Raw genomic sequence first — 25,188 nt, 5'->3', positions numbered from 1 at the left:
TTAAACCAAGAGTTTCCATCGCCAGCACTAAGCGGGGCGGTGGGCTTTCCTTTCTGCATCCTTCCCAATCGGCGCTGGCTATGGATAAAAAGCCTGAAGATAAAAAAGGAAAGGAAAAATCCATGAGCGTTATCGATGAGGTTTTACAAAACAATCTGAAGTATGCGGACCAATTTACCCTGGGACATCTGCCCATGCCTCCAGCGCGCAAGCTGGCGGTGCTGGCATGCATGGACGCGCGCCTTACGGTAGAGCAGTTTCTGGGATTAAAGACCGGAGACGCCCACATTATCCGCAATGCCGGCGGCATCGCCAGCGAGGACGCTTTGCGCTCGCTGATCATCTCCCACCATCTGCTGGGAACCCAAGAGTTCATCATCATCAATCACACAGATTGCGGCATGCTCACCTTCAAGGACCACGAACTGCTGGGCAGACTGGAGAAACAAAGCGGCACGGCATTTGTGGCTCCGGTGCACTTCCATGCGTTTTCTGACGTGGAGGAAAATGTGCGGCGGCAAATCCAGCGCGTGCGCAGCCATCCATTTATCCCCAGTCACATTCCCGTGCGCGGCTTTGTTTATGACGTAACGACTGGGCGGCTGAAAGAGATATCGGAACCCGCGGCGGCGAAACTGCCTACCGCGGCGCGCAGGAGCGCGTAACCGGCACGCGAGACACAAAAGAAAGTTCCTCCCGCCCTTCAGATCGAGGCGGGCGGGAGGAAATCCTTGGCTCCCCGTATTGCGGCATCCCGGGCCTCTTCCAGAATCACGGGATGCGGCCCTTCGGGTGGTATGCTCTTGCCACCTCCGCTAAACTGTTCTCACAGGACTTTCCGCCATGGTATTCGTTCTCGACAACTACGATTCCTTTACCTACAACCTGGTGCAATACCTTGGAGAACTGGGACAAAAAGTGGAAGTGCGCCGCAATGACCAGGTCACGCCTGCAGAAGTCGAGCAGATGCGGCCCAGCCACATCCTGATTTCTCCCGGCCCCTGCACGCCGCAGCAGGCGGGCATCAGTATTGATCTGATCAAACACTTTGCCGGCAAGCTGCCGGTGCTGGGTGTGTGTTTGGGACATCAAGCGATTGGGGCTGCATTTGGGGGCAACGTGGTTCGAGCCCACCAGCTGATGCACGGCAAGACCAGCCAGATCAAGCATGATGACAAGACGCTCTTCCGGAACCTGCCCCAGCCGATGACCGCAACCCGCTATCACTCGCTCATCGTGGCCGAAGAGGGCCTGCCCCGCGAATTGGAAATCAGCGCGGAAACGCGTGAAGCCGACGGCACGCGGGTAATCATGGGTCTGCGCCATCGTCGCTTCCCTGTTGAAGGCGTGCAGTTCCATCCGGAAAGCGTTCTAACGGAATCGGGCCGGTTGCTGCTGCAGAATTTCCTGGAGCTTTGAGCTGTCGCTTCGCTCCACACCGCTCGAAATCCTCGCCTTGATAAACTTTTACTCGCTCCTGAGGCAATCCGCTCGGCGCGCAAGCCGGCCTCGCAGATGGTCATTCTCAACGAGGCTTACCGCTTTCACTCCAGATCGTTTACAAGTCCTTCGACAATCTGATTCATTTTCCTTCATCCGTTCCGCTCGGGCTAGGCGAGAAGTTGGACTTTCAGCGCATTCGTGATCCGCGTCAATCCGCGATCATCCGCGATAAGGGCGGACTTTGGCCGTCAGAATATCCAGCAAAATTGCACTCACATAGGCTAAAATCGTGCCAACGATCCAGAGTATTTTGGAGGCCCAGCATGGCGCAGCCGCAGCCGGAGAAGCGAACCACCCGGCGGTTTTCGCTCGATCTGCCCATTTCAGTGAAGTTTCTGGATAATGGCAAACGGGAATTGGCCGGGCACACGCGCGACGTGAGCTCACGCGGTGTCTTCATGTATCTGGATACCGAGATTACCGCCGGCGCGCCGATTGAATTCGTAATGACGCTGCCTCCTGAAGTTACGCTCGCAGATCCTATCCGGGTGCGCTGCAAGGGAAAAATTCTCCGTGTGGACAAAGCGGCGCAGGGCCAGGGCGTTGCCGTCACAATTGAGAAATACGATTTTGTAGGTGAGGAGTAACGCGTTCTGTCAGTCCACCGGTACATCATTCTGAAACGCGTTTTTCGTCACGGATGGGCCGCTTCCCTGCTCCTCACGGCGCCGATTGTCGCGCAAAATGCATCCACACAAAACGTGCCGCCGGTGGGCGAGCTATTTGCTTCCGATGCGAACAGCTCCAGCGCCATGCAACTGGCTGGATCGGGAATGGCGGTCTATTCCGGTTCAGAATTGTCAGCGGGAATCGCTCCGGCAACGCTCAAACTGGCGCGCGGCGGGCAAGTGCGTATCTGCCCAAACAGCGGCCTGAACGTGACGGCGAGCGGCCAGGGTCTGATGTTGGCAACAGGCACAGGCACATTGGAAATCGACTACGAACTTAAGCAGCAAGCTGCTGATGTTGTGATCACTCCAGATTTCAACGTCGCGCTGGTGGGACCTGGCACATTTCATTTCGCCCTGGGAATCAACAAAAAAGGCGACACGTGCGTGAAGCCGCTGGCTGGGAATGCGGGCGAAATTACGTTTTCAGAGCTGCTCGGAACGGGAGTTTATAAATCTGGCCCTAATCAGACAATGGTTTTCCGCGGCGGCAAGCTGAATGGTAAAGCGGAACTCACCGCCGACTGCGGCTGTCCTGCGGCAGCGCCTGTGATGCGCACAGAAGCGCAGCCGAGCCCCAAGCCGGCGGACGAAACGCCCAAACCGGCGGAGCGCGTTGCGGTCATCAGTGCTGAGACTACGTCACCGTTGCCGCCCGATAAGCCCGGTCAGGTCCATGTGCAAGTGGATACGCCTTTTGTGTTCAGCGCCCGGCCAGCCTCAGGCCGCTCCTATGCAGTGGCAAAGGTGCGATTTTCCACGCTTCCGAACGTTTATTTCGTGCAAGAAAGAGTCGATCCCATCGTTCTGGTAGAAAAGCGGCCAGAAGTGTCTCCAACGCCAGTCGCCGAGACATCTAAACCAGAAGAGAAGCCCCGGAAAGAGAAGAAGGGCTTTATGGGGCGGGTAAAGGGCTTTTTCGGCTCACTGTTTCACCGTTAAGTTGTTGGTTCGGCACGGATTACAAATGGTGGCTTTAGTGCAAATACCAAAGTGAAACTTTTATTCGCCGTGTGGAGTCTAAACTAGATAAACTTTTATTATGCCTTTGCCTGATCCACAAAACCCGAAGCCCAAAAGCCCAGCCTCCGGTGACTCTGAAGCGCAGCAACAGGAAGTAGTCAAATTCGCTAAAGAGCCGCCCCTGAACACCTCGGTGATGCCCACGATGCTCGGTGTCGGGTATGGCACGTACCAGCAGCGCCCGGAAAACTTTCTACTTTCCTTTGTGACCCATACGGCGGCCCTGGGCTTGATGTTATGGCTGCTGCATTTGACGGTTCCGGCAAAGATCATTCCGCCCACGACCGCCAACTCCGTGGAACTTGCGCCATATATACCGATGAAAGTCGGCAAAGGCGGTCCCAGCGGTGGGGGTGGCGGCGATGCCAGCAAATTGAAAGCGTCCGCCGGTACGCCCCCGAAAGCGGCGAAGCAGCAATTCACTCCGCCAACTGTAATGGTTCAGCAGAAGAGTAAGTTGATGATGGAGCCTACGGTGATTGCCGATATAAAGACTCCTCCAAACACGCAGTTGGGCGATCCGCTCTCCAAATTGATGACTCCCTCGAACGGCGTCGGCGTTGGCGGCGGTATTGGCAGCGGCAGTGGCGGTGGCGTTGGATCAGGACACGGAGGACCTGGAGTTGGCCCCGGAATCTTCCACGTGGGTGACGGCGTAAGCGCACCCCGCCCGATCTTTACTCCTGAACCTGAATTTTCAGAAGAGGCGCGCAAGGCCAAATATCAGGGTGTTGTGGTGCTGAAGATTATTGTGGGCACGGATGGCCGCGTGCATAGCCCGAGCGTGATTCGTTCACTGGGCATGGGCCTGGATGAAAAAGCCATTGAAGGCGTGAAGACCTGGAAGTTTGATCCTTCAAAGAAAGATGGCCGCGCCGTGGCAGTGGAAATGAATATTGAAGTGGCCTTCAACCTCTACTAAAACAAAACTGAAGACAAAAAGGAGATGCGCGATGCATCTCCTTTTGAATTTGCGGAAGAAATTATTCCACGACTTCTTCCAGTTGGCCGTTTTCCAACTTCTCCTGGCAGGCGATGCAGTAGCGTGTCCAGGGCACGGCTTCCAGGCGCTTGGCATTGATCTCATTGCCGCAGTTCACGCATTCGCCAAATTCGCCTTCACGAATCCGCTGCAAAGCAGTCTCAACCATCGCTAAAAGCTGGCGATCGTTATTGCTCTGGGCAAAAAGAAATTCCTTGGTGTAAGAGCTTGCCGCGCGATCAGCAATGTCCTGAGCTGTGTCCTGGTCAGCAATGCGGCCGTCTTCTTCCGTACGGCTCACGGCTTTGCGCAGGACCTGCTGGCGCTCTTCCAGTCGTTTTTTAAAGCCTTCCAGCTTCTTCTTGTCCATGTCTTTTGATAAGTGATTTATCTTAGTCGCCATAATAATTACCGTCAAATATGTTGTGGGAACGACGATTAGATGCAGCCGAGAGCCCGGTTGTCACCGCGCCGTGTAATGAATCTGTAAAAAAGAAAAATAAAAAAGCGGCCTGATCACAGGCCGCCTTTTGCAAAGAGGCGAAGGAGGAAGGGAAATCTCTCAGGAAAGGCGATGCACGATGCAGTCCCAGCTTGCGCCAAGACACACGGATTGAAGAAGTCTCAATTCTTGGAAGAGGGTTGAAATCATGTTTAGTTTACGTGCCTCTTTATTTGCTTCTTATATAAGCAACTCGGAAACCAAAGATTCTTCTCCTGCCTTGTGGAATATTGGACTCTCATTAACCATTTTATTTTGTGTGACATGCATAGCATTTTAGAGAGAATTGACAGGCTTAGGCGTTCTGTGGCCGCCAGCATTCGAGTTGCTTAACATGGCATCAGAGTACCAACATTAGACCTCTTCGTGCTTAAGCTGGGTTTTGGTTTGCTCCTCCATCGCTTTCAACTTGTTCAGAAGAGCTTTGTAGCTGATCTTGAGGATTTTGGCAGCCTGACGGCGGTTCCAGCGGGTTTGAGCCAGTACCCGCTCAATAGCTTCCCGCTCAGCTTGCATTGCTGCACGCCGGCCAATTTCCAGTAATGATGGCATTTCGATTTCTACGCCATTGCTTGATTGCATCGCCGGCGTTGTGGTCTCAGCCACGGCAACAGACTGCGCTGCCATCCCGCCAAAGGAAGTGACAATGGGCTTGTGCGTAGCCAGCTCACGGATGATCTGCGCCTCGTTCCCCACAATTACGTATCGCTTCACCATGTTTTCCAGTTCGCGGATGTTTCCCGGCCATGGATATTCCATCATTCGATTCACGGCAAACTCGCTGAACATGGATGGCTTCTTGCCGTAATGCTCACTGTATTTTTCCAGAAAATATTTCAGGAATACCGGGATCTCTTCACGCCGTTCGCGCAGCGGTGGAATATGGATCGTCACTACATTCAGGCGATAGAACAGGTCTTCGCGGAACACGCCTTCTTCAACGGCGCGCTCCAGGGGTTTGTTGGTTGCAGCCAGGACTCGCACGTCCACCTGCACATCACGCTTGCCGCCGAGGCGGGAAAATTCATGGTCCTGCAACACGTGCAGCAGCTTGGCCTGTAGCGCAGGATGCATTTCGCTGATTTCGTCCAGAAAAATAGTGCCGCCATTGGCCTGCTCGAATTTGCCCAGCTTTTGCCGATTGGCGCCGGTGAATGCTCCGGCTTCATAACCAAAGAGCTCGCTTTCCAGCAGCTCATGCGGAATGGCGGCGCAGTTCACTTTCACAAACGGCTTTTCGCAGCGCGAGGATTCCGAATACACCATGCGCGCCACCACTTCTTTGCCGGTACCGCTTTCACCGCGGATGAGCACCGTGGCCGTGGTGTCCGCCACCTGCTCAATCGTCATTTTTACTTCCATCATTTTTGGGCTGGTGCCAAAGAGCATGGTGAAATCGCTCTGGCGACGCACCTGCTCGCGCAACTGTGTGACTTCAGTAAAAAGACGCTGATTATCCAGAACTTTGCCGATTCGGACGTCGAGTTCTTTGGGATCGACGGGTTTGGTGATGTAGTCGTCCGCGCCAAGCTTTGACGCCTTGAAAATCAGCTCCGGATCTTTGATGGAAGAAAGAACCATGATGGAGACAGTGGGCTTGATCTGCTTCAGGCGCTGTAACGTTTCATTGCCGGCCTCACCGTCCATTGATGTTTCAACTAAAACCAGGACTGGATCGAAAGAACGGAAGACCCGCAGGGCTTCCTGCTCGCTGGAAGCGACCGTAACCTCAAAGTTCCGGCGGGACAAGTGTGCCGCCAGGTACTTTGCCATAGCTACGTCATCGTCCACGATCAGCACACGGGTCTTGGGGTTCATTCATACTCCCAGCGGCAAAACAGCCCGCCTTCTATGGAAAGTCTAAACCGGCTAAGAATCGGAACGGAAATACCCACCGGGGGCGATTGGCCCTCAGATATTGTACTCCGATTCCATTTTCAGGCATTGGGATGCCTAACTAGGGGCTTTTATGAGGCTTTGGCTGATCCCCTGATGGTAATGTGCTGCGGTTTGAGTCGGAGCCGCTGACGACAGAGGATGGCAACCAGAGTAGCTGATGCTAGATCAAACCATGTATAAATGAAAGCGTCGCTATGCTCTCCGCAGGTCGCAAGGAGCGCCGAATGAACGATCAGGCCGCAAAGAACTATAGTCTCAGCCATTTTCCATTGTTTTTTCTATTGCTGGTAGTCTTCGGCATCGGTTGCGGTGGTAAGTCGCAGGTAGTGGACTGCACTCCTCTGGATTTGGGTATCTCTCCCCAAACGGCGACAGCCGACCACGCAGCGGCGGCGCCCGGCAACCAGGCTTCCTTTATCGCCTTCAATGGTCTGCGCCCCGGTTGCCCGCCCACGCCGGGACCGATACGAACCGACCTCAAATGGTCCGTCTCCGACATGGTGAATACCAAGATCGGCAATACGCTCAATGTGGACTACGGGGTGGCGACCTGCATCAATGCAACTCCGTCGCCGGTCACGGTGACTGCAACCGGAACAAATGGAGCGGGCACGGGGGTTTTGATCAGCGGCAGTGCCACCTTGACGTGCAAGTAGCGCAAGCGCTCACTTGCGCTTGCGCGCCGCAGCAATGGAATCCTTGAGCGCTGCGGCAAGATCGGTTTCGCCCGTCATCACGTGCGCCGCTTTGGGCATGTGTGACTCATGGACAGAAAAGGGCGAAAGCCGGATCTTTCAACCCTTGGAATGCGTCTCTGGATGTTTGCTGAGTCGATCAGGAAGAGCGCTTGCCGGTGATGAAGTGGTAAGGCGGCCAGGGTCCGCTCATCACAACTTCGATCCCGGGCAGATGCCTGGTAGCCATCTGGTAGCGATTCTGGTATTTCTCAACTTTTTTGTGATCAATAAGGTGGGCAATATCGATAAGCATTCCACCGGAATCAACTTTGCGGCAGCAGACGTCCTGGTCAATGGGGGAAAAAATCTTGTGTACCTGGACGGAAAGAGCACGGGCTTTGGTTTGCCGTTCGCGTTGCCGCACGGCTTTTTCCCGCAGGCGGCTCAAATATTCACTGCCCACAGTGGCGGGCAATTCGATCTCTTCCATGGCTTCACGCAGTGAACCGTCTTTAATCAACAGTTTCAGATGCATTTCAGCCTTGCCCTTCAGCTTGGTAACGCTTTCCAGGAAAGCTTTGCGATTGAGGCGGACCGCGCGCCGCAATGCCTCGTCAGTATCAAAAACCGTGCCGAAACGGAACGGCAGAACTGTTGTGCGCTTGAAGCATTCGCTGACCACATGCGCATGTTGGAGAAGGGCCTTTTGGCCAAGATCGCCGGTAGGAATGTACTCGCTTACCAGGACGGAAAAGTCGCCGCTGGGATACGCGAATATCTGGGCGTCTGCTATACCTTTTAGACCTTCTACGGGAACGGGACGACGAGCGCGAATACCACCTTGCACAGCTTGTTGCTCAACGATGCAGTACGCGTACCATGCCATGAGGGAGCTTCTCCTGTCGGAAAAACGTTTAGTGGGCCGGCGTGAATTGTTTAAAAATCGGGCGAAGTTTACTGCGAAGAGCTTCTATTCTGCGCCAGCGGGTTTTCCGGCGACTAGATTCATCCTAAGCTGAGTCTGGAATAAATGCAACAGAGACTGTGCATGAAAACTGAGGAAATCGTGAATTGTGTCTCCCGATTGGTAAACCTTACGCGGCGGAAGCGGCGCCCATAAGCGGAATCAGCACACGAACCTGTTTGTTTTCTTTGATTTGATTAGCATTTTTTAAGACAGCGGCAATGCGGGACACCTCAACTTCCGCCAGCGTCAGGTAACGCAGCGTTTCCGGATCATCACTTCGAACAGCCGCAAGGTACAGGGCATTGCGGATGGCGGCCAGCGGACTATGAATTTCATGCTTCAATTCCTGGATTAGGCCTTTCTTAGTGAGTGCCATGTTCGAACCCTCCCGGATCAAACGATTGATAATGCAAGCAGACGGCCAAGGTGAGAGCCGGAACCAGGCATGAACTAAATCGGGCGATTTTGAGCAATCGGCCACAATAAAGATGTACTGGCATACCATAGCTGGATCCATTAGTTCCACTGTCGGAATGGTTAATACTCGCCCACATCCTTGGCCTACCCTGTACATTTGGCCACTGCCGGGTAAAAAAAACAGAGCACTTCGGTAAGTTTCCCTATAGCGCCGCGTGGCATCTCACAAGAGGCTGAAAAGAGCCCTGGGCCACGCCATGAGCTCCCCTAGAAAAATGTTCCCGATGCCGTCCCCCGAACCCGTTGACCTTGGCTCGTCTCCGCCAGAGCGATTTGTGGTCGAGGTGTTCTCAGAGCTGCGTCCGGAAACCATCCAGAAGAGATGGGAGGATGTGAACGTCATCCTACGCATGAGTATGCTTACGGGCCTGCAAATGCAACTAGAGGCCACCCTTAATCTGCTCTGCGACATGACTGCCGACATGTGCGCGTTTGACAAGGCCATGGTCTATTTCTGGGACGAAGGCCGCGAACTGATGGAGTTGCGGATCGCGCGCAACGTGGAAAAACAGATCGGCCAGGAAATCGCTACCGGGAACATCCTGAATTTCTGGGCCATTAAATATGGGCGTCCTTTGTTGGTTGAGCAAGGCCACAATGCCCAGTCCGATGCGCTGATGCAGATAGTGGGCGCGACCTGCGCGCTGGTAGTGCCGCTGTTTGTCAGCAATCGCGTGATGGGGTCGATACAGATCTTCCGTGCCGGAGCTAATAAACCTTTTACTAAAGAAGACGCACAGCTTTTGTGGATTCTGGCTCTTGTCGCGGAAAATCTGCTTACCCGCGAATACGCCAATGAAGGCCTGCTGCGCTTTGCTTTTACTGACTACCTTACCGGCCTGCGCACGCGCGGATATTTTGAGCAACAACTGGAACTGGAGTTCAAGCGCGCTGAACGCAAGCAGCAAAAGTTTGCACTGCTAATGATCGATATTGACCACTTCAAGGTGCTGAATGATACCTTTGGCCATCACGTAGGCGACCAGCTCTTGCGCGACGTAACCTCAATCCTGATGAAAGACATGCGTGAAGTGGATACGGTGGCCCGTTATGGCGGTGAAGAGTTTGTGATCATCCTGCCGGAAACCACGGAAACCGGCGCCGTCTTTGTGGCCCAGCGCCTGCGGCGCGCCGTGGACCAGGCCAAATTTTTTGCCGGCTCGCCGCACTCCGTCCAGCATCTTACAATCAGCATTGGCGTGGCCGTTTATGATACTGACGCGCAGTTCAAGCGCGACCTGATTGAATTTGCCGACGCCGCCCTTTATGCCGCCAAGCATGCGGGCCGCAATCGCGTGATGCGTTATTCCGAGCTGAGCAAGCAAGGACGCGAAGTTTCATAATGAGTTCAAGTTTTTCTACCGCGCAACAGCGCGGACAATCCGACGCCACTGGCACCCTGCCCCGCTTCACCAAGACCAAAGTCTGGCGCGTTATCCATGCCTGCGAATATGCTCGCGACGTTCTGCCCGTGGTTGAAGGACAAGTCGCCGTTGGCATGCGGCCGTTTATCGTAACGCCGCAGGGAGCGGGCACCGCGGAGCTGTATCTATCCGGCGGCAACCAGGACCAGCCGCGTTCACTTTCACTCCTACGTTCCTGGCAGGATGTCCGCAACTGGCGCAAGTCGCTGCTCGACTGCGCTCCTGAAACTACCTCTGACCTTGTCCACGCGCATTGCTTTGCCGCAGGCATGGCTGCCGTGAGGAGCTGCAGCTGTGTGGTCTATGACCTGGGCGCATGCATTGAAGAGCTAGCCATCTCCGCCGGCCTAGTTGAAGCTGGCAGCTGGATGGGACGCTCTTTCCGCGTGGCTGAACAATTTATTCTCTCCCGCGCCGCCGCCGTAATCGTGCATTCACTCGGGCTGAAAGAAGCCGCGCTGGAACGGGGCGCTCCGCCCGACGCAGTCTTCCTTGTTCCCGAACCTATCAGTGAAGACAACGAGCCACCAGCGCTTTCACAGGATTTTGACTTTCTAACTCGACGCTTCGGCTTCGCGCCTGACTCAGTTTCATTCTTCGTTCCGCTGTTCGCTCACGACGCAGAAGAGCAGCTTTCGCCCGCCGCAGTTTCCGTGCTGGAAGGTTTTGCTCTGGCGTGTAATGAACTGCCGCAGTTCAACCTGCTGCTGGAAGCGCCCGAAAGCGCGCGCCGGGCCATCAATGAGCATGCTTCGCGCCTGGGAATTTCGCAGCATGTAGCGCTGGTCCACCAGTTTGACGTTCCTGCAACCATGCAGAGCGCGCACGTTGTTGTGGCTATGGGAGAAGTTCCCGCCAATCCCGTTGCCGCCCGCCAGCCCAATGAAACCTGTATGAAAAGCCTGTGGCAGGGCAAAACTCTTCTCGCCGCCGACGTTCCGCGCAATCGCGACGCCAGCCCTGAAGGCCGCGGCTGCCTGTGGTTTGAGGCCGGTAACGCGCGCGATCTTGGCTATCGCATGGCCTTCGTCGGACGCAACCCTGAATTTCGCGCCGCTCTGGGCGCGGCCGGTCGCATGTTCATGTATGAAACACGCAACTCATCAGCTATCGGCCAGAAATACGACGAAGCTTACCGCTTTGCCGCCAGCCGCAAAAAATCCAATGGCGTTGGCCCCAATATGGTTCGACTGGAGACAGCGGAAAATTGGGGATAGTCCGTGACTCAGGCCGACTTCTGACGCGCGAACTCCACGCCCTCGTCCTACCTGAACAGACTATCGAGATCAAGCGTAATGCCGACCTGTCCCCGGGTTTCACTTTCATTGATAAGTTCTTTCCGATTTGACCAGGTGACGGAAATCGGAATCTTAATGGTGTTATTGATTGGCAATGTCAGGCGGCCCTGAACTACCCCGATATTACCTTTCGTGCCGAGCAGGGTAGCCGCCGTGCCGGGAAGTAAAATTCCGCTACCTGGAGCCACGTTGCCGGGACCAATCGTGATCAGCGCGTCTTCCTTCATCCATTGGTAGTACCCGGCCAATGTCATTACGGCATTTCCCAGGTTCGGGATCACGCCAAGCCTGCGGTCAAGCTGCCCGGCGGCTTGAACGTCACGCAATCGGCTGGCGGAAGTTGTTGCCGGGAGCGAGTTGTACCACGTGACCGCAGCGTTGGCGGTGAGAAGAATAGGGGCCGCGGATGGCTGGTGCGAGAATATAAGGCGGACATTCGACGTTGAGGGCTGGTTCAGCGAATGCAGGTTAGTGTACTCAACGCTGAATTTATGGCTCTGGATCGCCTGCAATAGATCATCCCGCTCGGACAAATAGTTCTGCGAAGCGCGGCGCAACGTCGCTACTTTCGTGTAAAAGTCCGGGCTCAGGGTGGCCAACTTATCAATCAGGATGTCGAGCTGCTGCCCCAGCTTCTGTTTGAACTCGGCTTGCGGGGCCGCCTGCAGAATGGCAAGGGTCTCAGTCTGCCATGCCAGATAGACCGGTTGAATGTTGGTATCTCCAAACAGAGCTTCGACGCTTGCCGCCAGATCGGCGGGTGTATGGCTGCCGCGCAACGTATCAATGGTTTGTTTAAACCTGCTGATGTATCCAGGATCGGAGGGATCGTTGGCAGTAATATCAAACCGCGCGCCCCAGGAAGCCATTCGAAATCCATCACCAAATAAATCAACCACGGTGGGATTATTGGTGGTCACGGGCACAGCAGTGCCGGTCGCGGTGGTATTGTTCACATTCTCGAAGGAGGCGCTGCCTGAGAACCTGCGCGCCCACCGCGAGGCCAAGGTGCAACCCGCTTGATCTATGACGGGGCAGTACGGAAACTGCTCGGCGCCAAGCAACATTCTGGAAACGCCCAACAGGTTGGCGCGCAAGGTCGTCGTGTTTCCATTTGTGCTCTGGAGGATGCTGCCGTACTCGACTCCTACTCCTATCAGCGCTGGAACCGCCACGCTCGATACCAGGCTGGTAATACCAGATGCCCCGGCGGCGCTGCCGACCTGCTTGTTCAAGCGCAGCTTGTCCACATCCTGCAGCAGGGTAGCGTAATCCACCTTCGCGGTCTTGGCCGCTACGTAATTGGCAAAACTAGTGGATTTCCTCACGGGCAAGATGGCCAAGATCTTGGCATTGTCACGGCTTCCCGGCGCACCGGCGGCAGCATCATTAAAGTCCGCATTGCTCGTGTAACTATCAATCGGGTGTTTCTGCGCGAAGCACGGGAGAGCTCCAAGCATTAGGGTCAAAAGAAAAAACGCACGTTTTGCCATAGATCAGTTCCTTTCCTCGCGATTTTTTATGTGCTCTTAACAAAAAATCCCGGAGCCGGATTTTGTGGATCGTAGTGAAAGCTTGAGAGCACGTTGTCGCTGCCGTCCCCGCAATCTTCCCTAAGTTGAATCAAAGCTCCAGCTTTGCTCGCTTCCACTACAACAACCAGAAGATTGGTCCCGCTTTTCTGGGTGAAACTAAACGGAGACTGCGAAACACCGGTGCCTGCATACCGAAGATGAACAATTTCAGCATCTACACCGTCAGGAGCCGTCAATTTAAGCGTTACAGTGGCCCCAGAAGACCCAAGAAAATCCACACTCCCACTCTGATCCACTTTGAGGTTACAAGCCATGTCTCACTCCCTTTCCGTTCTTTGTAAATAACGCATTTCATTGCCAAGCCCCTTTTCGGGCTTTCCCGGGATTTCATGTAGTGATACCAGAAAACCGATCGTTGCATCGACTTTGATTTATTCCTTCGGGCTGCATGAAACCAGGAAAAGCTTATCAGGTGCGCCCCGGTAGCGTTTCTGAATAGGAGAACTCCTTTTTTGACTATGATCACCCGAATGAATAACGAGTCTGCCTGGTTCCTTCCGTCTGCTGTCACGCCTTGGCATGAGATCTACGGCTGCCGCCTTGTTTCATCGATTCGCACCATAGTCTAGGTATCCTGTTTTTACTCGCAGTTCCGCTTTTGTGACGGCATGGGAAAAGGCTTAAAGAGTTACAGTCATTTCTAAAAAACTGCCGCGTCTCTTATCCCCTGCTTGTGACCGTTGGATTTTGGTTGATGAAGCCGCGAGTAATTATATTTCCACTCCATGCCCGCTTCGCCATTTGTGCGATTCACGTCGCTTTTACGATTTTGAAACCGGTTGGTGACCGCAATCACATCCTTTCTTTCCGCCGTTCGGTAGTCTCAATGCATAAATTTGCACAAGCTGCAAAGAGCGTGCTCAAAGTCACGCTTGATGCCTCGGACGATCGGTGGCCATAGGCCCAGATTTTCCGGCTAGTGAGGCCAAATGATTCGCGAACAACTCCCTGACGTTCATGACCGCGCAGATATTTCCAGCCCCCGGAGCCTTCAGGCCCCTGTGGCAGCAGTGCCCATTAAGAAGCTTTCACCTCACGGGCAGCTCAAGCTGGCAATCATGCGCCTGGCCATGGTGCTGGCGACTCTTTTTACTCTTCGCTATTTTTACTGGCGCGTCCTTCATACCATGAACCCGGCCGCCAAAATTTTCTTCTACACGTTTCTGGCGGCTGAAATTCTGAGCTTTCTTGAGAGCGGCCTGTTCTATTTCATTGGGTGGAACCCGACGCATTACCACGCGCCCAAGCCGCTCGCTGGGCGAGAAGTGGATGTGTTCATCCCAACCTACAACGAGCCGGTTGAATTGTTGAGGGAAACAGTTATCTGCGCCATCGGTATGACGTATCCGCACAAAACTTTCATTCTTGATGATGGCCGACGCGAAGATGTCCGCCTGCTGGCCCAGGAACTCAAGTGCGGCTACCTCACGCGCGACGACCACAAGCACGCCAAGGCCGGAAACCTGAACAATGCGTTGAAACAGACGACTGGGGAATTCATTGTCACGCTGGATGCCGATCACGTCGCCATGCCCAATTTAATTGATGAGATGCTGGGCTTCTTTGCCGACCCAGAAGTAGCCATCGTGCAATCGACCCAGAATTTTTACAATCTGGATTCCTTCCAGCATCTGGTGAACTGGGAAACCCGCGCCGGTTGGCAGCAGCAGGAACTCTTCTTCAGCATTATTCAACCCGGCAAGGACCGGCATAACGCCGCGTTTTATTGTGGAAGCCCGGGGATCATCCGCCGCAAGGCCCTGGAAGAAATCGGCGGCTTCCCCACCAACACCATCACTGAAGACATGCACACCGGCCTGAGAATGCAGAAGCAGGGATGGCGCGTGCTGTATTTCAATCGCACCCTTGCGCGCGGACTGGCCCCGCAGACCTATGAAGGCTTTGCCACGCAGTGGAGCCGCTGGGGCAGAGGATCAATGCAGGTATTGCGGGCGGAAAAGCCTCTTTTCAGCTCGAAGCTGAATTTCGGGCAAAAGCTGGCTTACTTCAGCTCGTTTTATTTTTACTGGACCAGCTTTGTGAAGCTGGCTTTTGTTCTAACGCCGATCATCTCGCTCCTGTTCCTGGCGTTTCCGTTGTTTACTGACCCCGTGTCGTATGCCAGTTTCTTTTTGCCGTACTTCTTCCTGAACCTTGCATGCTCCGTGCTGATACAGGGCAGTGTGCGCAACTTTATCGCCAGTGAAAACTTCAACCTGCTCAAGATGCAGGTGCTTATGGGAAGCCTGGGCGGCCTGTTCCAAAGTGACAGCAAATTTACTGTTACGCCCAAAGCCCGTGCTTCTTCCGCACGCATTAGCCAGCTTCTGCTGCCGGTGTTACTGATTGTTGCGCTGGTGGCGGTACTCGTGGTGGGAACCGTGCGCGTCCTTCACGTTCCTTTGTATGGATACGTATTCTGGGCGCTGGCCATCAATCTTTTCTGGTCCGCAGTGTTCCTGGTAATGCTGAACTTGGTGGTCTGGCGCTCACTCCGGCGTACGGAGTTGCGCTCCGGCTATCGCTTCCGCTCGCATCTTGACGCTCCCATCAAGGTTTCCTTCACTGACCCGACCGGGAAGATCGTGCGCTGCGAACAGTTTGCGCGCGACCTCAACCGGAACGGTGTTTCCGTAAATCTTGAAACCGCGATTGTTCCAGGCACGGCTGTTGATGTGGAGCTCTGGCTGCCGCAGCGCACTGTACATACCTCAGGAAGAGTGGTGCGCAACAAGGCGTACAAGGCGAACGGCCGTCTCAAGTTATCCAACGGCATACGGTTCGACAAAATCTCCGTCGCCGATCAGGATGAAATCTCCAAACACCTCTTCTGGGAGGTCGCCCCGAAGGAGGACGCTGTCTTGAGCCTGACGCATGACAGCCAGACGGAGGAAAGCGCATGAAAACCTCTCGGCCATACTTCATTTCTCTTGTTCTCCCGCTGGTATGCTGCGCTGCGTTGGCCTTTGGCGCTCAGCCCCAACAGTCCGCCGCAGGGGCTGCGGGTAGCACTGAAGCCTCGATTCGGGCCCAGCTACAAAAGGACCCGCAAAATCTTGCTGCGCTGCAATCTCTTGCCGCCTTGCTGGAAAGCAGCGGCAAGTGGCGTGAAGCCGTTCCCGTGCTGGAACAAATTATTAAGCTGCAACCGCAGAATGCGGACGCGCTGTACCGGCTTGGGTCGATGAAGAGCTGGCAGCCCGGAGGACGCGAAGAAGCTCTTGACCTTCTGCATCGTGCCTGTGAACTCGATAGCCGCCAGCCGGATTATTGCACGGCATACGCCGAGGTGTTGAGCTGGACCCAGAACGATCGGCCAGCAGCGCTTGCGCGCCTGCGTGAAAACGTAAAAGCCCATCCTGATGACATTGCTTCGCGGCTCAAGCTCGCGCAAATCCTGAGCTGGAATATGACCACAAGGCCCGAGTCACTTGCTGTTTACGAGGAAGGGCTTCGCGTTGATCCCAACAATGTGGAGTTACTGGTTGACTCGGCTCAAGTTCTTTCCTGGAACAAAGACACCTGGCCTGAAGCTGTGGGGCGCTATGAGCGGGCTTTGAGTGTGGATTCCACCCAGGTACGGGCGATGGATGGCAAGGCCCAATTGATGGCATGGCAGGGCCACACCTCTGAAGCGATGGATCTCTATCGGCGCGTGCTGGCCTTGGATAAAAATAATGTAACGGCGTTGCGAGGCCAGGCTGAGGTGCTGAACTGGCGAGGTCAATATGTTGCGGCGCGCACTCTGGCGCGGCGCGCATGCGCGGTCGACGGTAAAGACCCACAATCAAATCTCGAACTGGCGCGTGCGGACATCGGTCTGCGGATGTTCGGCGAAGCCCGCTCCGCTCTCTCTGGCGTTGACGGCAGTCCCACACCGGACTTTAGAGAGGCACGGCAGGAAGTGCATCGTGGCCTGGGAACGTTTATAGAGTCAGGTCTCAGCGTCCGCCGGGAGAATGATCTGGGCTATTACCGACCGGAAGTTGCGATCTCAACCAAGCTCGGACTGGAAAACCGGATCATCTTCTCTTACCAGCCCACCCTGTATGACGCCAGTGGCGTTGGATTCAATACCAACCATTTCCGGGCCCGGCTTGAGTCGGAACCAAGTGATAAGTTCATCAGCGCCGTTGAAGTTGGAGCAACCACGTATAACAACGTTCCCGCGAACGTGGATGGCGGATTTGATCTGCGCTACCGGCCAGTCTCTTCCACCGTCTTGAAATTTGGCTTCGATCGAGCGCCGGTGGAAGAGTCGCTTCTTTCGACCCGCGGCATCAATACGGATGTCTTTCGCGGACAGGTATTTGCAAACCTGGCCCATCTGGGAATCGGATACTACAGCACCCCTCATCACCTGGATTTTTCAGTGGACTACACGGATGGCGCAAATACCGGCCGCAACCTTGACAGTAACCGGCGCTATACCGTGGAGGGCCAGATAGGCAAGGCTTTCCATGATGACCAGCCGTACCTGCGTCTGGCCTATGGCGTGAACTATACAAGTTTTGCTTACGACGCTGATATCCAGCCGGGGCAGCCGTTTTCACGCACTACCGGCGGTTACTTCAGCCCGCAACAGTTCCTGCTGAATCAGGGCATCCTCAACATTTCGCATCGTTTCTCTACCAGATTCCGTTGGGAAAGCACGACCACAGCAGGTGTGCAGAACGTTGGAGACACCGGATCTTCATTCTCAAATGCGCAATTTGCTTCGAGCTTTGAGACGCACGTGTTCTGGAGAATTTCCCCGAACAACGAACTGACCGTAGGGTACGACTATCTGAATGTGTTTAACGCATTCCAAAGGAACCTTTACAGGATCGCATGGCGACACTACTTCTAAACAAACCAGCACTCGCAAGTACGGGGCGAGCTCAGCGTTTGCCGGGCAGCGCCGATTCTTTTCGGCTGGAACGGCGGCTGGCGTTGATGCTAATAGCCGTGGCCGCAATTTACCTGCGCTTCTGGAACCCGCTGTACAGCACGGCTTACATGGACGAGTCAGTCTATGTAGTTTATGGGCGCATGTTTCTTGCGCGCCATTTTGAAGCGCCGCTGGATACGCCTCTGCAATGGAGCTTTGGCTGGTATCTGTGGCCGGCAATGGCGGCCCTGGCCGACCGCATTGGCGGCCTGCTGGCTGTGCGTGAATTAGCCGCCGGACTGGGCGTCATCACGGTTGCAGCCACCTATGGTTTTGCCAGCCGCGTGTTTTCCAAGCCTGTAGGCATAGTTGCAGCTCTGGCAATGTCCCTGCTGGCTCCGGCAGTTCTGGTATCGCGCATCGCAACCCGCGATTCGGGCTCTGTCTGCTTTTTCGCGCTGGGATTATGGGCGTTCGCCGTGGCATGGGAAGGAAACAAGAAGCGCCATTGGGCAATCGCCGCCGCCTTATTCTTCGCGGCATTTCTCTGCAAATATCTTGTGGCCATTTACTTCCCTGTGCTGGTTGTACTGGCTCTATGGAAACGCTGGAAAGCCCTGCTCTGCTTTGCGACCCCGTTATTCGCGGGCTGCGCGGCTTACGCGGTCCTGCATCGCGCGGACCTGATTCACCTGCTCACTTATGGCGGCGCTTATGGTTCGCTGCGAGCGCCGGACGCAGTGGATATCTACGTTTGGCGCCGCTGGGACTTCTGGCTGATAACCATCGTCGGACTAGCCGCTTTTGCCAGCCTGCAATGGCGTATCCGCGCCATCTGGATGTGGGTTGGAGCGCTGGCGATTCTGGTTTTTCAGTGGAAGTCGCGGGCCGATTACGACTACTGGAAGCATGTGAACTATGCTCTGCTCTTTCTGGTTCCACTCGCGGCTGCCGGCCTAGTGTTTCTTGTAAGAAAACTTCTTGCGGAAAAATACAGCGCACAACTGCTCTGGGGCACTGCGGCAGCGCTGGCCCTGGCCCTGGGCGCGGGATGGCTGGGGCGGGCTCAAAGCATTGAACGCTTTGTGTTCTGGCCCAACGTGGATCCCATTCTCGCCTACTTTGAGAACCGGCTCACTCCGCAGGACCGCGTGCTTGTAGATGACACGGTATTCCGCTACTACTTTCATCCGCCTCTCAACCAGCACCAGATGGTTGATCCCATGTACTTCTATTATCACGATAGCTCAGGCCGCGATCTGTTTGGCGAAGAAGCCTACAAAACCGCTGTGGCGGAAGGCGCTTTCACATATGTGGTTCTGGATGGCGGCATAGGCGAGGAGGCGCGAAGGCTGAATAATGCAATCCGTCCTGCGCTTGGCCGTTATACCTTGCTTATGGGCGGGTTCGAGCCGACGCTGGGCCAGCGGATTGAGATTTACGGCAAAGCAGACTCACAGCCTGCGGCAGACAATTCCGCTTTCCACATCTCAGAGCCCGCAAGCAATTCAATTATTGACGGAGGAACCACCACGCTGCGTGGCATAGCGACACAGGCACAACCAGGATCGTTTGCATTGGTTGAAGTTTTTACCGACCGCTGGTATCGCCAGGGCGAGTATGTCCCCATTGCCGCCGACGGAACCTTCTCCCAGAAGGTTTATCTGGGTGGCCAGGGTAAACAACAATGCTCACACTTGGTGCGCGCCCGCCTGTATGATTCGCGTGGGCATGCTCAGGCCGTGGCAATGAATTATGGAATCGTGCGCGCCGGCGGCCCAGAAGACTGCACCCATGGTCCGCAGTAACTCTGCTTAGGAATGAACTGCCTACTCCGTCTGCTGGCTCACGTTCAGCAGGACGCCCACGCTCGCCAGCATCACAAACAAGCTTGATCCGCCATAAGAAATAAAGGGCAGAGGAATGCCTTTCGTCGGCAGCAGGGCCAGCACCACGCTGATATTGAAGAAGGCCTGCACCACGATCATGGTGGTTACGCCCACGGCCAGGAAGCGGCCAAAGGGATCGCGCGCCCGGAGTGACGTTCGCAATCCGCGCCAGGCAAAGATGAAAAACAGCGTGGCGACGAGCGCCGCGCCAATCAGTCCCCATTCTTCTGAAATCACGGCAAAGATGAAATCTGTATGCGGCTCGGGCAGGTAGAAGAGTTTCTGCTTGCCCTCCATCAGGCCTAGGCCGGTCAAGCCGCCCGTGCCCACGGCGATCAATGACTGGTTGATGTGAAAACCGATTCCCTGCGGGTCGCGCTCAGGATGAAAAAAAACCACCATGCGTGCCAGCCGCCACGGAACGAAGATCAGCATATAAGCCAGCACCGGGACAATCGGCACCAGGCCGGCGGCAAAATATCTGAGGCGCATGCCGGCCGCGTAGAGAATCGCAGCGGTCACGCCTAGGCACACCAGCGCCGTGCCCAGGTCAGGCTGCTTCATGATGAGCGCGGCAAAAAGAAATGCCGGAATCACCGCCGGCAGCAGCGTGTGCCGCCAGTCGTCCATGGACTTGGTGCGCGATTCCAGAAAGAACGCCAGAAAGAGAATGAGCGCGGGCTTGGCCAGTTCAGACGGCTGGAATGACATGAAGCCGCCCAGCTTGATCCAGCGGTGGGTGTTGTGCGAGCGATCAAGAAAGAAGACCGCCACCAACAACACCGCCGTGATTCCTAGCAATGAAAACACGATGGCTGGTTTTTTCCAGCGGCGATAATCCACCGTCATGGCCACGGACATGGCCGCAAGCCCCGCCAGGGCCCAGCCTAGCTGTCGAAATAAAAAGTGGTAGGGCGATCCAAACTTTTCACCGGCCATGACCGCCGACGCGCTGAAGACCATCAGCACGCCCATCACAACCAGAAGCAAAGTTGAGCCGAACATCCATTTATCTACGCCGACTCTTTTGGCCACTAAGACCTTTCTCCCGTGGTGACCGGAGTGAGTGACTGGACAAGTTCTTTAAAGACGCGCCCGCGGTGCTCGTAATTTTCAAACTGATCAAAGCTGGCGCATGCCGGCGCGAGCAGCACCACATCGCCGGGCTTGGCAGCATCAAAGGCCTGGTGCACCGCGCGTTCCAGCGTGCCGGAGCGCACTATGGCCGTTGAGTTTTGCAGGTGAGAAGCAATCTTGTCTGAGGCTGCGCCAATCAGGTAGGCGCGCTTCACCCGCTCACGCAGCAGCGGATTCAGCACTGTGTAGTCACTGCCTTTGTCTTTGCCGCCAAGAATAATGTGGATGTTCGCCGGAAAAGATTCCAGCGCTTTCACCGTGGCATCAACGTTAGTGGCCTTGGAATCGTTATAGAAGGTAACGCCATTGATAGTCGATACGAGCTCAAGCCGATGCTCGACGGCACGAAATTCCTTTACCGCCTGCCGCACCTGCTGCGGCGCGCATCCGGCAACCATGCTCATGGCGACAGCGGCCAGCACATTCTCCAGATTGTGTTCACCCTTTAGCTGAATATCAGAGCGGCCCAGCACCTGCTGCTCCTGCCCATTCTGGCAAAAAATAATCTGATCGCCGATCACAAATGCGCCGTTCTCGACTCGCTGCTTGCGGCTAAACCACAGCAGCGTGCCTTTAACCTTGTCTTTAAGCCCCACACAGGTAGGATCGTCGGCATTCAGCACTGCAAAATCGGTCGATTGCTGATTTTCAAATATCCGCGCTTTCGCAGCGACATAAGCTTCGAATGTGTGATGGCGATCCAGATGATCCGGCGTGATGTTCAGAATCGCGGCAATCCATGGGCAGAACTGTTCAATGCTTTCCAGTTGAAAACTCGAAACTTCCAAGACAACCATTGTGTCCTGCGTTGACTGGCCGGCTAGCGAGATCACGGGTGTTCCAATGTTTCCGCCCACCAGCGTCTTCTTTCCGCTCTTGGCCAGAATCTCCCCGACAAGCGTCGTGGTGGTGGTCTTGCCATTGGAGCCGGTGATCGCCAGGACTTTGCCCTTCAGAAAGCGAAACGCCAGCTCAACTTCGCCGATCACCGGGATTCCCAGGGAGCGCGCGTGCTGCAACTGCGGCTGGTCAGAAGGAACGCCCGGGCTTACCACGATCAGGTCCTGGTCACGAAAGGTGCGCTCGCCGTGGCGGCCGGTCTCTATCGATATGCCACGATCCAGCAGCGCCGGGACCTCTTTCTGCAACTGGGCTTCGGCCTTGGAGTCGGAAACAATTACCTTAGCGCCGTGCTCCTGCAAAAAAATGGCCGACGACACGCCGGAGCGCCCCAGTCCCACCACCAGAACCCTTTTGTTCTTTAACTCCATCTGAAATTCCATTGTGCCATGAAATTATGTTGATTGAGAGTTACTACTTCTTTCGTTCACGATTTTTGGTGTAACTTGTCTTATTCATCCTCCCACTCTTGCCCATCGGGTTTTTTAATGGACGAGGAGAATAGGAACACTGCATACGGCTGGCGGGCATCTCGGCACCAGGTTGCCCACCTTTAATAACCTCTTTCAAGAAATCCAGCGCTAATAGACTTTTCCCAGAGCCAGGAGCATAGAACTCCAAATCCACGCATGTCGCGTCGAGCATCGAACCAAAGTTTACGGGGATATCGGGGGCAGCAGGTTTCCAAATCATGTAAGAAACAGAGGGGGATTCTACGAAGTCCCCCTTCCGTATGCTTTCGATGACGGCTGCCACTGCTTTATAGAATTGATCCAAATGTTGGATCGCATTCTTGACCAATTCTTGGTTTTTGATTCCGGCGTTGAGGGTTTTTAAAAGGTGCCACAGCTCATAACCTTCTTTCAAAAATTCCGCGCCCGGATCAACATATCTAGTTTGAAGCAGAAGTTCGAGACAGCCGAAGGAAATATATTCGCCTCCACGCCTGAGGTCGGAAATGTTCCCAGTAATTTCCGTAGCTAGCGCGCTTAACTTACCCAGGTTTTCCCGCTGGACGTAGTCTGAAACCACCAAATTTTCTTTTTGTAAATATTCGGCAACCGGATTGTCGCTTTTTTGGGGGGCTGCTTCGAACTCTTTGACCAGACGGGCAATACTGGCCTTAAACTCACGAACTTCCGCTGGACGAATCCCATAGGTCAGGAACCAATATCCGCGCAAATCAGACGGGACATATTTCTCGTTTTGAGAAACGATGATTGTCCCTCGCCGCAACGCATGGCGCACCCCGAGTTCATAAAACACATTTGGATTTCGGTCCGTTAGATCTGCCAGGACTATGCGACTGGTCCGGAGTTGATCGACAATGCTTCCCGTGAGGTTGCCAATAGCAGGCTTGGCACGCTCGCAAGCATATCCTAAATCCGAAAACGCAGGGCGAAAAATATCTTCAAATATTTCTGTCCATTGGGCTTGGATACATGAAGGCGTATCCGAAAATGGCATGATCACGAACACGGTTTTCTCCATAACGACCTCTCGGGCACACGAAATCAGACTTTTTACATTCTACGTTTTTAACGAGGGTATGCCCTAGTCCACGTTTGATGTACTGGGATTATTGCAGTTTTCGCGGGGCTCCAACGCGGCAGCAGCGAGGCACGCTGCGGCAATACTCTTCAAAGTCGCTCCGAATTTTTCCCGCAGGCTCGGCTCCTCATAGAAGCGCACAAAGAGATGCAGGCCGAGAGCTAGAGAAACACTCCGATGACGGCCCGGGTCGTGGCGCTTCCGAAGACGGTCCACAGCCCGATCCGCCCGCGCAAGCCTATGTATATCGGGTTGCGAACGTTGCGATAGAAGCCCACGCTCATTAGCCGCTGCGGCAGGGCCACGGGAACGTCGCGTACCGCGCCCGATCCAGCCGACGTCGAGATGCAGCGCAGGGCCACGGAAAATCCCAGCACATAGGGAATGGTCGCCTGCCATCGCCATGGGCGGCGTCCGGCGTGTCGGCGTGGAAGCCGAGAGGTCGCAGCAAAAGCTAGGAAGCGTAAAGCAAAGAAGCATGCGCCGACAATGAGCGAGGCCAGCAACGTTAGCCAGCATTTCAAGAGAGAAGATGCATCTCAGCCATAGCCGCCTGCTCACACGTCAAAGCAAACTTTACCACTGATAAACACTAATGACACTGATGGAAACAAAAGTTTTTGATCAGTGTTATCAGTGTTGATCCGTGGTAAGCCTTTGCCCCTATCGCAACTTCAGAGTCGTAAGCGCGAAGAGCGCAAAGATCAGAGCCAGAATCCAGAACCGGATAATGATCTTGGACTCCGACCATCCCGCCAGCTCAAAGTGGTGGTGCAGCGGCGCCATCTTGAACACGCGCTTCTTGCGCAGCTTGTAGGAAGCCACCTGAATGATGACCGAAAGCGCTTCCAGCACAAAGATCCCGCCAATGAACGGCAGCAGCAGTTCCTGCTTGATGATTACGGCCACAGTGCCGATGGCGCCCCCCAGCGCCAGCGAGCCAACATCGCCCATAAAAATTTCCGCCGGGTGCGCGTTATACCAGAGGAAGCCGATGCTCGAGCCGACCATGGCACCGCAGAAGACCGTTACCTCGGCAACCTGCGGCATCTTCTGCAGCTCAAGGTATTCAGAAAATACGACGTGCCCGCTCAGATATGTAAGGACGGTCAATGCTCCGGCGGCGATTACCGTGCAGCCAATGGCCAGCCCGTCGAGCCCGTCAGTGAGATTCACGGCATTGCTGGCTCCCACCAGCACCAGCATCACAAAAAACACAAACGGAATAAACGCCAGCCACCACATGTGTGGATAATGGCGGAAGGTCTCAATCACCAGATCGGGACGGAACTGCTTGAAAAACGGCACCATCAGGTGCGTGGAATACTGCCGTGTGGCGGTCAAAGTGACCAGCGCAACCCCTACGAATCCTGCGGCCAGAAACTGCAGCACCAGTTTAGTCCTGCCGGTCAGGCCCAGGTTGCGCTTGCGCACCACCTTTATATAGTCATCGGCAAAGCCAATGGCCCCAAACGCGATGGTGGAAAAGATGGCCAACCATATATATGTGTTGGAAAGGTCAGCCCAAAGCAGCGTCGGGACAATGATGGCGATCGTGATCAGCACTCCGCCCATGGTCGGAGTGCCGGCTTTTTTCTGGTGCCCCTTGGGGCCTTCTTCACGGATGTACTGGCCAATCTGGAAATCGCGCAGCTGCTTGATGATGGCCGGGCCAATAATCATGCCCATAAAGAGCGCCGTGAGGCTGGCAAACGCCGTCCGGAACGTGACGTAACGAAAAATACGGAAAGGAGGAAAGTGCGCGAATAGCCGTTGATAAAGAAGCCAGTAAAGCAATAGTCCTCCGGAAACAGTATCCAGTTTAC

General features: G+C 54.9%; 22 protein-coding genes. 11 read left to right on the top strand and 11 right to left on the bottom strand.

The window, feature by feature from the left end; translation table 11 throughout:
* Positions 1-122: 122 nt before the first annotated feature.
* From LAO76_24375 to LAO76_24355, 5 genes are all read left to right on the top strand, one after another.
* A complete protein-coding gene (locus tag LAO76_24375) occupies positions 123-665 on the top strand; it encodes a carbonic anhydrase (GenBank protein MBZ5494071.1) in 543 nt (180 codons plus the stop codon).
* Positions 666-843: 178 nt separating this feature from the next.
* On the top strand, positions 844-1,419 hold the full coding sequence (locus LAO76_24370) for an aminodeoxychorismate/anthranilate synthase component II (GenBank protein MBZ5494070.1): 576 nt from the start codon (positions 844-846) through the stop codon (positions 1,417-1,419).
* Between the two features lie 347 nt (positions 1,420-1,766).
* On the top strand, positions 1,767-2,090 hold the full coding sequence (locus tag LAO76_24365) for a PilZ domain-containing protein (protein MBZ5494069.1): 324 nt from the start codon (positions 1,767-1,769) through the stop codon (positions 2,088-2,090).
* A 123-nt stretch (positions 2,091-2,213) separates the two neighbouring features.
* The gene (locus LAO76_24360) at positions 2,214-3,113 is read left to right on the top strand and encodes a hypothetical protein (protein ID MBZ5494068.1); all 900 of its coding nucleotides are present in this window, start codon (positions 2,214-2,216) and stop codon (positions 3,111-3,113) included.
* A gap of 217 nt (positions 3,114-3,330) precedes the next feature.
* A complete protein-coding gene (locus LAO76_24355; GenBank protein MBZ5494067.1) occupies positions 3,331-4,116 on the top strand; it encodes an energy transducer TonB in 786 nt (261 codons plus the stop codon).
* 61 nt (positions 4,117-4,177) lie between these two features.
* Here LAO76_24355 and LAO76_24350 read toward each other — a convergent pair whose 3' ends face one another.
* Together LAO76_24350 and LAO76_24345 are read right to left on the bottom strand one after the other, a co-directional pair.
* Entirely contained in the window at positions 4,178-4,546 is a 369-nt protein-coding gene (locus tag LAO76_24350) for a TraR/DksA family transcriptional regulator (GenBank protein MBZ5494066.1), read from the bottom strand.
* A 486-nt stretch (positions 4,547-5,032) separates the two neighbouring features.
* A complete protein-coding gene (locus LAO76_24345) occupies positions 5,033-6,496 on the bottom strand; it encodes a sigma-54 dependent transcriptional regulator (protein MBZ5494065.1) in 1,464 nt (487 codons plus the stop codon).
* Positions 6,497-6,801: 305 nt separating this feature from the next.
* Here LAO76_24345 and LAO76_24340 point away from each other — a divergent pair, with 305 nt between their 5' ends.
* Positions 6,802-7,233, top strand: a complete 432-nt coding sequence (locus LAO76_24340; GenBank protein MBZ5494064.1) for a hypothetical protein — start codon at positions 6,802-6,804, stop codon at positions 7,231-7,233.
* A 178-nt stretch (positions 7,234-7,411) separates the two neighbouring features.
* On the opposite strand, the gene LAO76_24335 is transcribed toward LAO76_24340, so the two are convergent.
* Positions 7,412-8,140: a GvpL/GvpF family gas vesicle protein gene (locus LAO76_24335; GenBank protein ID MBZ5494063.1), complete on the bottom strand. Its 729-nt coding sequence runs from the start codon at positions 8,138-8,140 to the stop codon at positions 7,412-7,414.
* Positions 8,141-8,348: 208 nt separating this feature from the next.
* Positions 8,349-8,738, bottom strand: coding sequence for a hypothetical protein (locus tag LAO76_24330; GenBank protein MBZ5494062.1), 390 nt, complete (start codon positions 8,736-8,738; stop codon positions 8,349-8,351).
* A gap of 184 nt (positions 8,739-8,922) precedes the next feature.
* Between LAO76_24330 and LAO76_24325 the strand changes: the two genes are divergently transcribed.
* Both LAO76_24325 and LAO76_24320 read left to right on the top strand, forming a co-directional pair.
* A complete protein-coding gene (locus LAO76_24325) occupies positions 8,923-10,041 on the top strand; it encodes a sensor domain-containing diguanylate cyclase (protein ID MBZ5494061.1) in 1,119 nt (372 codons plus the stop codon).
* The gene (locus LAO76_24320) at positions 10,041-11,339 is read left to right on the top strand and encodes a glycosyltransferase (protein ID MBZ5494060.1); all 1,299 of its coding nucleotides are present in this window, start codon (positions 10,041-10,043) and stop codon (positions 11,337-11,339) included. Before LAO76_24325 ends, LAO76_24320 begins: the two co-directional genes overlap by 1 nt.
* 47 nt (positions 11,340-11,386) lie before the next feature.
* On the opposite strand, the gene LAO76_24315 is transcribed toward LAO76_24320, so the two are convergent.
* Positions 11,387-12,913 (bottom strand): hypothetical protein, encoded by a 1,527-nt coding sequence (locus LAO76_24315; GenBank protein MBZ5494059.1) that lies wholly within the window; start codon positions 12,911-12,913, stop codon positions 11,387-11,389.
* Positions 12,914-12,939: 26 nt separating this feature from the next.
* The gene (locus LAO76_24310; GenBank protein MBZ5494058.1) at positions 12,940-13,269 is read right to left on the bottom strand and encodes a hypothetical protein; all 330 of its coding nucleotides are present in this window, start codon (positions 13,267-13,269) and stop codon (positions 12,940-12,942) included.
* A gap of 675 nt (positions 13,270-13,944) precedes the next feature.
* Between LAO76_24310 and LAO76_24305 the strand changes: the two genes are divergently transcribed.
* Genes LAO76_24305 through LAO76_24295 form a run of 3 tightly spaced genes read left to right on the top strand, consistent with a single transcriptional unit; the run spans position 13,945 to position 19,693 of the window.
* Positions 13,945-15,918: a glycosyltransferase gene (locus LAO76_24305; GenBank protein ID MBZ5494057.1), complete on the top strand. Its 1,974-nt coding sequence runs from the start codon at positions 13,945-13,947 to the stop codon at positions 15,916-15,918.
* Positions 15,915-17,864 (top strand): tetratricopeptide repeat protein, encoded by a 1,950-nt coding sequence (locus LAO76_24300; GenBank protein ID MBZ5494056.1) that lies wholly within the window; start codon positions 15,915-15,917, stop codon positions 17,862-17,864. Before LAO76_24305 ends, LAO76_24300 begins: the two co-directional genes overlap by 4 nt.
* Positions 17,846-19,693, top strand: coding sequence for a glycosyltransferase family 39 protein (locus LAO76_24295; protein ID MBZ5494055.1), 1,848 nt, complete (start codon positions 17,846-17,848; stop codon positions 19,691-19,693). Before LAO76_24300 ends, LAO76_24295 begins: the two co-directional genes overlap by 19 nt.
* A gap of 21 nt (positions 19,694-19,714) precedes the next feature.
* Here LAO76_24295 and ftsW read toward each other — a convergent pair whose 3' ends face one another.
* The 5 genes from ftsW to mraY form a co-directional block, all read right to left on the bottom strand.
* Complete coding sequence (gene ftsW / locus LAO76_24290; protein ID MBZ5494054.1) at positions 19,715-20,809, bottom strand: putative lipid II flippase FtsW; 1,095 nt, start codon at positions 20,807-20,809, stop codon at positions 19,715-19,717.
* The gene (murD, locus tag LAO76_24285) at positions 20,809-22,182 is read right to left on the bottom strand and encodes a UDP-N-acetylmuramoyl-L-alanine--D-glutamate ligase (GenBank protein ID MBZ5494053.1); all 1,374 of its coding nucleotides are present in this window, start codon (positions 22,180-22,182) and stop codon (positions 20,809-20,811) included. The genes ftsW and murD overlap by 1 nt, the downstream gene beginning before the upstream one ends.
* 43 nt (positions 22,183-22,225) lie before the next feature.
* Positions 22,226-23,302 (bottom strand): hypothetical protein, encoded by a 1,077-nt coding sequence (locus LAO76_24280; GenBank protein ID MBZ5494052.1) that lies wholly within the window; start codon positions 23,300-23,302, stop codon positions 22,226-22,228.
* Between the two features lie 221 nt (positions 23,303-23,523).
* Positions 23,524-23,886 carry a hypothetical protein gene (locus LAO76_24275; GenBank protein ID MBZ5494051.1) on the bottom strand — a complete coding sequence of 121 codons (363 nt, stop codon included), beginning with the start codon at positions 23,884-23,886 and terminating at the stop codon, positions 23,524-23,526.
* Between the two features lie 139 nt (positions 23,887-24,025).
* Positions 24,026-25,159: a phospho-N-acetylmuramoyl-pentapeptide-transferase gene (gene mraY / locus LAO76_24270; protein MBZ5494050.1), complete on the bottom strand. Its 1,134-nt coding sequence runs from the start codon at positions 25,157-25,159 to the stop codon at positions 24,026-24,028.
* Between the last annotated feature and the right edge of the window lie 29 nt (positions 25,160-25,188).

The sequence above is a fragment of the Terriglobia bacterium genome, assembly GCA_020072645.1.
Taxonomy (GTDB): domain Bacteria; phylum Acidobacteriota; class Terriglobia; order Terriglobales; family Acidobacteriaceae; genus Angelobacter.
Note: the sequence above shows the minus strand (reverse complement) of the source record. Positions and strands in the feature narration are given on the sequence as shown.